Annotated in this window: 1 protein-coding gene; it reads right to left on the bottom strand. The window is 69.1% G+C overall.

The annotated features are described in order from the left end of the window. Positions 1–97: 97 nt before the first annotated feature. A partial coding sequence (locus tag AC1D15_RS35215) for a LysR substrate-binding domain-containing protein (protein WP_477829735.1) occupies positions 98–807 on the bottom strand: 710 nt, incomplete at its 5' end.

Below are 807 nucleotides of genomic sequence, written 5' to 3'. Positions count from 1 at the left end.
GTATTCGCCTGCCTGTCGGAAAGCCAATGCGGATTGGCGGAGAACCCATGCATCGAATGCATGCCGCGCGAGGGAAAACCCTCTGGCGTGGGGTGTTTCAGCCCGCCGGCTTGAGGAAGTTCCACAGGGCCCGGGCGCCGGGCTTGCCGCCCTGGCGCGAGAGATCGGGCAGCTCGCGGTAGATGCGCACTTCCATCGTCAGCTCGAGCATGCCGGGCGCGGCGGCCCGCACCAGGCGCCGGCTCTTCAGCTCCTTCTTCACCGAGCTCACCGGCAGGAAGGCGAGGCCGTGCCCCTCGAGCGCCATCGCCTTCAGGCCCTCGGCCATGTCGGTCTCGTAGATCGGGTCGAGGTTGAGCGGCGCCGGGGCGAGCTTGACGATCTGCTCGACCAGCCGCCCCAGGTAGGCCCCCGCGCCGTAGCTGAGGAAGGGCACGCGCTCGCCGGGGGCGCCGGGCAGGCGGAACAGCGGCTCGCCCTTCGCATCGGCCTTCGCGTACACGGCCAGCGTCTCGTGGCCGAGGCTCAGCATCTCGTAGCGCTCGGGGCTGAGCTGCAGCGGCTGCGACGGGTGGTGGTAGGCGATCAGCAGGTCGCAGCTGCCCTCGGTCAGCTGCATCACGGCATCGTGCACGTTGAGCGCGATCAGGCGGCTCTTCAGGGCCCCGAAGCGCTTGCGCAGGTCCATCACCCAATGCGGGAAGAAGGTGAACGCGAGCGAGTGCGGCACCGCGAACTCGATCATGTCCTGCGCGGCGACCTGGTGGCCGCGCATCATGTTGCGCGTGGTCTGCAGCGCGCCGAGGA

This window comes from Rhizobacter sp. P2_H2, assembly GCF_056403375.1.
This window is presented reverse-complemented; position numbering and strand designations above follow the sequence as displayed.